At 61.4% G+C, this 7,537-nt stretch carries 10 protein-coding genes; 5 read left to right on the top strand and 5 right to left on the bottom strand.

What is annotated here, in order from left to right:
- Nucleotides 1-346 (bottom strand): hypothetical protein (locus tag ABN482_RS09730; protein ID WP_349503802.1); only part of this gene is annotated, 346 nt, incomplete at its 3' end.
- Nucleotides 347-427: 81 nt separating this feature from the next.
- Here ABN482_RS09730 and ABN482_RS09725 point away from each other — a divergent pair.
- The 3 genes from ABN482_RS09725 (at nt 428) to ABN482_RS09715 (ending at nt 2,091) form a co-directional block, all read left to right on the top strand.
- On the top strand, nt 428-898 hold the full coding sequence (locus tag ABN482_RS09725) for a DUF6389 family protein (RefSeq protein WP_349503801.1): 471 nt from the start codon (nt 428-430) through the stop codon (nt 896-898).
- 87 nt (nt 899-985) lie between these two features.
- Nucleotides 986-1,708, top strand: a complete 723-nt coding sequence (locus ABN482_RS09720; protein ID WP_349503800.1) for a ProQ/FINO family protein — start codon at nt 986-988, stop codon at nt 1,706-1,708.
- Nucleotides 1,705-2,091: a hypothetical protein gene (locus ABN482_RS09715; protein WP_349503799.1), complete on the top strand. Its 387-nt coding sequence runs from the start codon at nt 1,705-1,707 to the stop codon at nt 2,089-2,091. The genes ABN482_RS09720 and ABN482_RS09715 overlap by 4 nt, the downstream gene beginning before the upstream one ends.
- Here the strand turns inward: ABN482_RS09715 and ABN482_RS09710 are convergent.
- Complete coding sequence (locus tag ABN482_RS09710) at nt 2,084-2,815, bottom strand: sulfite exporter TauE/SafE family protein (protein WP_349503798.1); 732 nt, start codon at nt 2,813-2,815, stop codon at nt 2,084-2,086. The two genes, ABN482_RS09715 and ABN482_RS09710, sit on opposite strands and share 8 nt — an antisense overlap.
- A 74-nt stretch (nt 2,816-2,889) precedes the next feature.
- On the opposite strand from ABN482_RS09710, the gene ABN482_RS09705 reads away from it, so the two are divergent.
- Nucleotides 2,890-3,090 (top strand): oxidoreductase-like domain-containing protein, encoded by a 201-nt coding sequence (locus ABN482_RS09705; protein WP_349503797.1) that lies wholly within the window; start codon nt 2,890-2,892, stop codon nt 3,088-3,090.
- Complete coding sequence (locus tag ABN482_RS09700) at nt 3,087-3,938, top strand: PHP domain-containing protein (RefSeq protein ID WP_349503796.1); 852 nt, start codon at nt 3,087-3,089, stop codon at nt 3,936-3,938. Before ABN482_RS09705 ends, ABN482_RS09700 begins: the two co-directional genes overlap by 4 nt.
- 52 nt (nt 3,939-3,990) lie before the next feature.
- Here ABN482_RS09700 and ABN482_RS09695 read toward each other — a convergent pair whose 3' ends face one another.
- From ABN482_RS09695 to ABN482_RS09685, 3 genes are all read right to left on the bottom strand, one after another.
- A complete protein-coding gene (locus ABN482_RS09695; RefSeq protein ID WP_349503795.1) occupies nt 3,991-5,400 on the bottom strand; it encodes an aspartate ammonia-lyase in 1,410 nt (469 codons plus the stop codon).
- 122 nt (nt 5,401-5,522) lie between these two features.
- The gene (locus ABN482_RS09690) at nt 5,523-6,656 is read right to left on the bottom strand and encodes an ABC transporter substrate-binding protein (protein ID WP_349503803.1); all 1,134 of its coding nucleotides are present in this window, start codon (nt 6,654-6,656) and stop codon (nt 5,523-5,525) included.
- A gap of 132 nt (nt 6,657-6,788) precedes the next feature.
- On the bottom strand, nt 6,789-7,537 hold a 749-nt coding region (locus ABN482_RS09685), incomplete at its 5' end, for an aldehyde dehydrogenase family protein (RefSeq protein WP_349503794.1).

The raw sequence follows: 7,537 nt of genomic DNA, 5'->3' as shown, positions 1-7,537 counted from the left end.
CCTGCTCAAGCTGCTTTTCCTTGAGACGCTCTTCCAACTCCTTGATCTGTTTCTTCAAGAGTTCCTTTTGATCCTCGGCAGCCGTCGAACCTCCACTACTGCCACTTTGCTGAACTCCCGCAGCTTGCCCGCTACCCTGGGCACCCGTGTTGCCCTGCTGGCTGCCAGCAGACAGCGCACGGCCCTCCTCCGAAATATTCACCTCGGTAGACGGAGTCGCGCCGGATGTGCTTTCGGATTCAGCAGCGTCCTGAACCTGGACATTGTTCTGCTGGACAGCCTGTGAATTCGACGCTGTATTCACGGCACCATAGCTGGATGCGCCAATCGATGAAATGGTATTCATATGGACAGACCTATTGGGAGAAACAACCAAAGAAACAAACTGAAATATTATTGTACTCCTCTGTCATCCTATACTTTTGCCATGAACCACAACGAATACACTCAGACGCTCACGGGCATTCTGCAGGCACATGCAAGCGCTGCCGGGCAGACCATTCAGTCACTCGTGGCTGCGCTGCCATCCAAGGCACGGGCCATTCATTTTGCGATCCATCCGGACCAGGATGGCTGCGGGACGTTTTCCGTGGTCGCCAGCCTTGATGGCCCGGATCTATACGTACTGAACAAGGCCATTGATGCGCACCGCTATCTGTTTGACGTGCGCTATACCAGTACCGGAGTCGAACCTGCCGTGCCTCTGTTTGATCCTGATGACACCGAGTTCGACGTGCAGAACGCAATTGTCGATACCGCAATGCACTGGGTACGCGACCTGTGGCAAAGCTGGGCCAGCCAGCACTCCCCGCTGCCTGCCGTGGTCTATGGTGAAGAGGGATACGGCACGCTGCAGCCTATTCTGTTGCCATCGGCAACCGGTACCCTGGCCTACTGACTGCAAGTCTAGACTGAAGTCTGAGCCCGTCGTACTGACAGCACTGGTACAATCTCGCGATTTGCAACTTACTGGTAGCTTCGCGTCATGGGTTTTGAACAACTTGCCGCACTCAAAGAACAACTGGCCGCCCAGGCAGCCGAGAAGCGGCAGCAGTCGCGCAAGCCGGCCCCTGCCGGCAAGCCGCGCAGCGAGCGCCCTGCCCGTGACGGCAAGGCTGCGGCACGCCCGCAGCGGCCTGCACAGCGACGCGAGCAGCCGGATGTCGATCCGGTCGTACTGACGATCTCCAAGCTGCAGCGCCTGTACCCCAAGACCTTCCCCAAGAAGCCTGAGCCCAAGGTCGCGCTCAAGATCGGCATTCTCCAGGATCTGCTTGCACAGGCCGACAGTCTCAAGCTGACCGAAGAAGAAATCCGTGCAGCGATCAAGACCTGGTGCGAAGGCAGCCGTTATTGGTCCTGCATGATCGAAGATGCCGTGCGCATCAACCTGCAGGGCGAAGCCGAGGGACAGGTCACGGCACCGGAGGCCGTCCGTGCCAAGCAACTGTCGGCACGCCGTCGCCGCAGTGCCATCCAGGCCGCCAAGGGCGCACGTCAGCCGGGCAAGAATACGGGCGAGACTGTTGCTGCGGGCAGCGATACCACAGCAGCAGCGGAACCGACCATGACTGAAACCGCCACCCCCGAGGCCCAGTTGGCGGCAGTCCAGCCTTCGTCCGCACAGGCAGCCTCGGATGCCAACGCACCGGACAGCGATTCCACGCCCTCCGGTCAGGCAGCAACAGACAGCACGGAGTCACAGTGAGCGACACCCCGAAGCCGAACACCACACCGGATGAGTCCTGGGGCTTTCTGCACCCGGAATGCCATGGTCAGAATGCCCTGCTGTTTTTCAGCTGGGATCTGGCGCGCACCATCGAGGAGCAGTTCCGCCACCATTCCGAGGCCGGCATGGGCCAGCAATTGCACGAAGCACAGGAAGCCGTGGATCGCCTGCTCAGGCAATATGTGATGATCCAGGCCAACCCCAAGGCATTCGAAGGCCAGAGCATCGTGCTGCAACTCGAACCTGCGGAAAGCGACGAGCAGGGTACCCCCATATTGGCATTGCGCACGTCGCCGGAACTGGAAGCCCTGTTACTGCAGGTTCAGCAACTGCACCGCCAGTCAGCGACCAGCCTCAACTGATCGACAGCAGCATCACCACACCGGACAGGGTCAGCATACCCAGCACAATCTGCCGAAAGTGCTGATCGCTGATCCCCACATACACCCGCGTACCCATCAACACCGGAATGACCACAACGGCCGACACGGCCGCCATGTAAGGCACCATGTCGGTTGTGACGATGCCTCGCGCAACATACATCAGCATCGCCACACACAACATGGCAAGATTGAAGTTCTGGATAATGCCACGTTGATGATCCTTGGACAGGCCGCACAAAGTGCACCACAACGTCGGCAAGGTGCCGGTAAAGCCGCCCAGCCCACCCATCACGCCACCCGCCCAGCCAACCACGGCATCGGCCAGTCGTCCACCGGCAGTAATGCGAGGAAACCGGGAAATCAACAGCATGGTCGGGCACCATAGCACCAGAAAAGTGCCCAGCACCAGTTTGAAGAGACGCATGTCCAGATAGGGAAGCACCCATACACCAACCGGCACGCCGCATAACCCGCCTGCCAGGAACGGCCAGAGCACCCGCATATCCCAGCTTCTGCGCACAAAGATTGCCGCCAGAATCTGCCCGGTCAACGCTCCGGATACCGCCAGTGTAGCGGCCAGGGCGGGATCCAGCACCCAGGCCCAGATCGACATGGCCGTCAGCCCGAAACCGAACCCGGACAGGCCCTGCACAAACCCTGCCAACAATGCACCACCCACTACCGCCAGCCAGATCACATCCACTCCCGAGGCACTTTCGATCCAATCCGAGCATTCTAGGGCAAAATACCAGTCCAGACAGTGACACCCTCCTCCTCATGACCGAGACCGAACCCGCAGACATCCTCGCCGATCCACCGCCGCAGCACCCCGATGCCCCTGGCCCGAATGAGTGCTGCCAGAGCGGCTGCGATCCCTGCATCCTGGATCTCTATGCCGAGGAACTGCAACAATACCGGGAGGCACTGCGCCAATGGCAGGCGCGCCATCCCGAAGCCAACCAGGAAGCCCGATCATGAACGCCCCAGCCGCAGGACAGGTGTACGACCTGCACAGCCATTCGACCGTTTCCGATGGTGTGCTGCGACCGGCCGACGTGGCTGCACGCGCGCATCGCAACGGGGTGCAGGTCTGGGCACTGACCGATCATGACGAAACGGGCGGCCTGCCTGAAGCGGCTGAAGCAGCCTCGGTGCTTGGCATGGGCTTTGTACCGGGGGTGGAAATATCGGTAACCTGGGCAAGCCGCACAGTACACGTGGTCGGACTGAATATCGACCCCGGCCACGCCGGACTCAATGCCGGCCTGGCTGCCACCCGAGCCTGCCGGGCGGAGCGCGCGCAACGCATGGGCCAGCGACTGGCGGAGCTCGGCATGCCTGGCTGCTATGAAGGTGCCCTGCCTTATGCCGACAATCCGGAACTGGTCAGCCGTACCCACTTTGCCCGCTATATGGTCGACAGCGGCCTGTGCCCCGATCTCAGAAGCGTATTCAACCGCTACCTGGCAGACGGCATGCCGGCCGATGTGCCGATACGCTGGGCCAGCCTGGAAGATTGCATGACGTGGATACTCGCTGCCGGCGGCGTGGCCGTGCTGGCCCACCCAGGCCGCTACAAATACAGTGAACTGGAATTCGATGCGCTGTACGGCGTCTTCCGCGATCTGGGCGGCAGCGCCATCGAGGTGATTGCCGGTGGTCATACTCCCGAGCAGTATGTGGAATATGCCCACATTGCCCGGCACTACGGATTTCTGGCTTCGACGGGTTCGGACTTTCACAGTCCGACTGAAAGCCGGGTAGACCTGGGGCAGCTACCGCCCTTGCCCCCCATGCTGACACCCGTATGGACCGCCTGGTCCTGAATGGCACGCCCTGCAACACTGCAGGGCCGTGCCATGGCTGATCAGCCCGGTTTCAGGCGTTGGCCAGGAGCTGGGCCGATACCAGTCGCGACAATTCGCCCTGCGACATCACGCCCAGTTGCTCGGCAGCAGCACCCACGGAGATTTTCTCGCGCAGCGCCAGCTTGACGATCTGGGCCGCTTTTTCGTAGCCGATGACCGGATTGAGCGCCGTTGCCAGCGTAACCGACTCGGACACGCGCCGGGCCAGCGCCTCTTCGTTGATGGAAATCCCTTCGATGCAGTTGACCTGCAAGGTACTGCAGGCTGCTGCCAGATGCTCCAGGCTACGGAACAGCGCCCAGCCCATGACAGGCTCGAAGGCGTTGAGCTGCAATTGACCGGCCTCGCTGGCCATGGCGATCGTGACATCGTTGCCGATCACCTCGAAAGCCACCTGATTCACCACCTCCGGAATCACCGGATTGACCTTGCCGGGCATGATGGAAGAACCTGCCTGGCGGGCCGGCAGCAGGATATCGCCAATACCGGTCTGGGGACCAGACGACAGCAGCCGCAGGTCATTGGAAATCTTGCTCAGCTTGCAGGCAATCTGCTTGAGCACCCCCGACATCTGTACGAAGGCCCCCGTATCCTGCGTTGCGGCGATCAGGTTGCCGGCTGCCCGCACTGGTACGCCGCTGACTGCGGCCAGTTCGGGGGCAACCCGATCCACGTAGGCCTGGGGTGCATTGATGCTGGTACCGATCGCCGTGGCGCCCAGGTTGATCTCCAGCATCAGCTCGCGGGACTCCTGCAAGCGGGTCTCTTCGGCGGCCAGCATGCTGGCGAATGCCTGGAACTCCTGGCCCAGCGTCATGGGCACGGCATCCTGCAACTGCGTGCGGCCGATCTTGACAACGGCATGGAACTCGGCCGCCTTGGCCTCGATTGCCCCGCGCAGTGCGGCCACGGCCTCGATCACCCGGCCCGCGCCCATCCAGGCAGCCATGTGCAATGCCGTAGGATAGACATCGTTGGTACTCTGCGATGCATTGACATGATCGTTGGGATGCAGCGCGCCATACTGACCCCGACTTTCGCCCAGGTGCTCGAGCGCACGGTTGGCGATGACTTCGTTGGCATTCATGTTGGTCGAGGTGCCGGCACCTCCCTGGATCACATCCACCACGAACTGGTCGTGCAACTGCCCTGCGATGATGTCGTCGCAGGCCTGCTCGATGGCCTCTGCCAGGCGAGCATCCAGGGCACCGCAGGCAGCATTGGCACGGGCGGCAGCCTTCTTGACCCAGGCCAGCGCCCGGATGAAATCGGGATAGCTGCCGATCTGTTGCCTGCTGATCGGAAAATTCTCGATGGCACGCGCCGTGTGTACGCCCCAATAGGCGTTTGCTGGCACTGCCTTTTCACCCAGGAAATCCCGCTCGATGCGGGTTTCCGCCATTGCAACCGACGTAGTCATCTCGACATCCTCGAAAAGAATCACAAGCCGCCGCCATAGGGCAGCGGATCGCGAGATGATACGCCCCTTTTTTATTGTTATTTATGCCTTGCCGACAATGAACTGTCCCTTATTATGAAAATTCACTCCCCAGAATATGCGAACCGTCCCTCTTTAATGGTTCCCATAACCCTGGCACGCGCATCAAACCCCTGGTGATTATCCTTGTCGATATTCAGTACGCCATTTGGCACGGTCAGGTCGCGGGTATTTTCCAGTGCATCACGCAATGCCTGGCGAAATGCTGGCGTGCCAGGCTCGGCATCGCCTGCCGCCAGTGCACGCGCAGCAGCAGAATCCAGCAGCATCCAGGCTCCCCAGGCATCACCGGCAAACTGAGTCATGGTGTGAGGGCCATATTCCTTCTCAAAGCGCTCGGTGAAATCCAGCGCAACCGGCTTGACCGGATTGCCGTCAGGCAAATCCCTGGCCACCACGCCGGGGCCCGTCGGGAACAGGGTGTTTTCGACATCCTTGCCACCGATCTGCAGGAACTCCAGCGTACCGATCCCGTGCGTCTGATAGATCGGCCCTGCATAGCCGCGCTCCAGCAGCGTTTTCTGCGGCAAGACCGTAGGCGTACCCGCACCGGCGATAAGAATTGCCTCGGGCTTGGCCGCCATCAGTTTGAGCACCTGTCCGGTCACCGAGGCATCGGTCCGCTGATAGCGCTCCTGTGCCACGATGCGCGGCCCGCCTTCGGCGGCTGCCTTGCTGAATTCGTCCCACCAGCTATCGCCATATGAGTCGGCAAAGCCGATGAAGCCGACGGTCTCGATGCCCTGCCCACGCATGTGCTCGATCAATGCGGTGGCCATCAGAGAGTCATTCTGGGGCATTTTGAATGCCCATTGCCGCTTGGGATCGCTCTGTGGCTCCACGATCACCGCAGAGGCTGCCAGCGCCACCATCGGCGTGCCCGTTTCCTGCAGCACATCCAGGCCGGCCAGGGCCGCTGCCGTGGTATTGGGGCCGACAATGGCATCGACTTTTTCTTCCGAGGTCAGCTTGCGGAAATTGCGTACGGCACGACTGACGTCGGTACCATCGTCCAGCACGATATAGCGTGCCGGCCGCCCACCCAGGGTTTGCGGCCACAGGCGGATGGCATTCTGCGACTGGATGCCGATGGCCGCGGCCGGACCCGTGCTCGACAGCACCACCCCCACCGTGACCGGCTCATCGGCCGCCCTGGCAAGCGGCATGCCCAGGGTCATTGCGCCAGCAAGCAAGCCACATCCGAGCGCGCGGCGTTTCAGATTGATCATTCCCATACCCATTAAAAGTCCAATGCCATATTTTGCCTCATAACACTCCCCCGCAACGGCGTGTATTGCGGCCGCGCCGGCTCAGCCTATGCTCATCAGGCTGGCATTGCCACCTGCCGCAGCTGTATTGACGCTGAGCGCACACTCGCTGACCAGTCGGTCGCAGGCATAGCGCGCACCCGACTGTATCTCGCCAGAGGTCAACCCCTGCACCGACAGGATCGGACCAGACCGGGCCGCGATGCGCTGATTCAGGCACAGCAGTGCATCGCTGTCGCCCTCGAACAGCACCGCATGGATACCGTCAAGCGTGTCGATATCGCCGCCGCCCACCATGCCGATCTGCGCACGCTCGGCTTCCGGCAGAGCTGCCCACCAGCGCTGCACGGCATCATTCCCGACCCACATCGCCCGATTGCCGCAGGACTTGGCCGCATCCCACTGCACCTGTGCCCCTTCGGCAGTAGCAGCAACACACAGCACGGTACCGCGTGGCCGCAGGATCCAGGCATTGCGCTCGCCTGTGGGCCCTGGCAGCGCCTGCACGCAAGGCAACGCCTGCGCATCAGGCACGATCGATTGCAATGCCGAGGATGGCCGCACCGACAGCAGGCGATACAGATACAGCGGCCCACCCGCCTTCGGCCCCGTGCCGGAAAGCCCTTCACCGCCGAACGGCTGCACACCGACCACGGCACCGATGACGTTGCGATTCACGTAGATATTGCCGGCCCGGATCCGCTGCGTGGCGAACTCGATCATCTCGTCGATGCGCGTATGCACACCGAAAGTCAGCCCGTAGCCAGTGGCATTGATATCGTCGATCAGTG

It is taken from the genome of Corticimicrobacter sp. (assembly GCF_040137905.1).
Lineage (GTDB): Bacteria > Pseudomonadota > Gammaproteobacteria > Burkholderiales > Burkholderiaceae_B > Corticimicrobacter.
The sequence above is the reverse complement of the archived record's forward strand: the minus strand, read 5'-3'. Positions and strand labels throughout refer to the sequence as shown.

Bases quoted from the DNA above. Each gene is read 5' to 3' on its own strand.
- ABN482_RS09725 (WP_349503801.1), top strand. From the start codon at position 428: ATGAACCACAACGAATACACTCAGACGCTCACGGGCATTCTGCAGGCA.
- ABN482_RS09720 (WP_349503800.1), top strand. From the start codon at position 986: ATGGGTTTTGAACAACTTGCCGCACTCAAAGAACAACTGGCCGCCCAG.
- ABN482_RS09705 (WP_349503797.1), top strand. From the start codon at position 2,890: ATGACCGAGACCGAACCCGCAGACATCCTCGCCGATCCACCGCCGCAG.
- ABN482_RS09700 (WP_349503796.1), top strand. From the start codon at position 3,087: ATGAACGCCCCAGCCGCAGGACAGGTGTACGACCTGCACAGCCATTCG.
- ABN482_RS09695 (WP_349503795.1), bottom strand. From the start codon at position 5,400: ATGACTACGTCGGTTGCAATGGCGGAAACCCGCATCGAGCGGGATTTC.
- ABN482_RS09690 (WP_349503803.1), bottom strand. From the start codon at position 6,656: ATGACCCTGGGCATGCCGCTTGCCAGGGCGGCCGATGAGCCGGTCACG.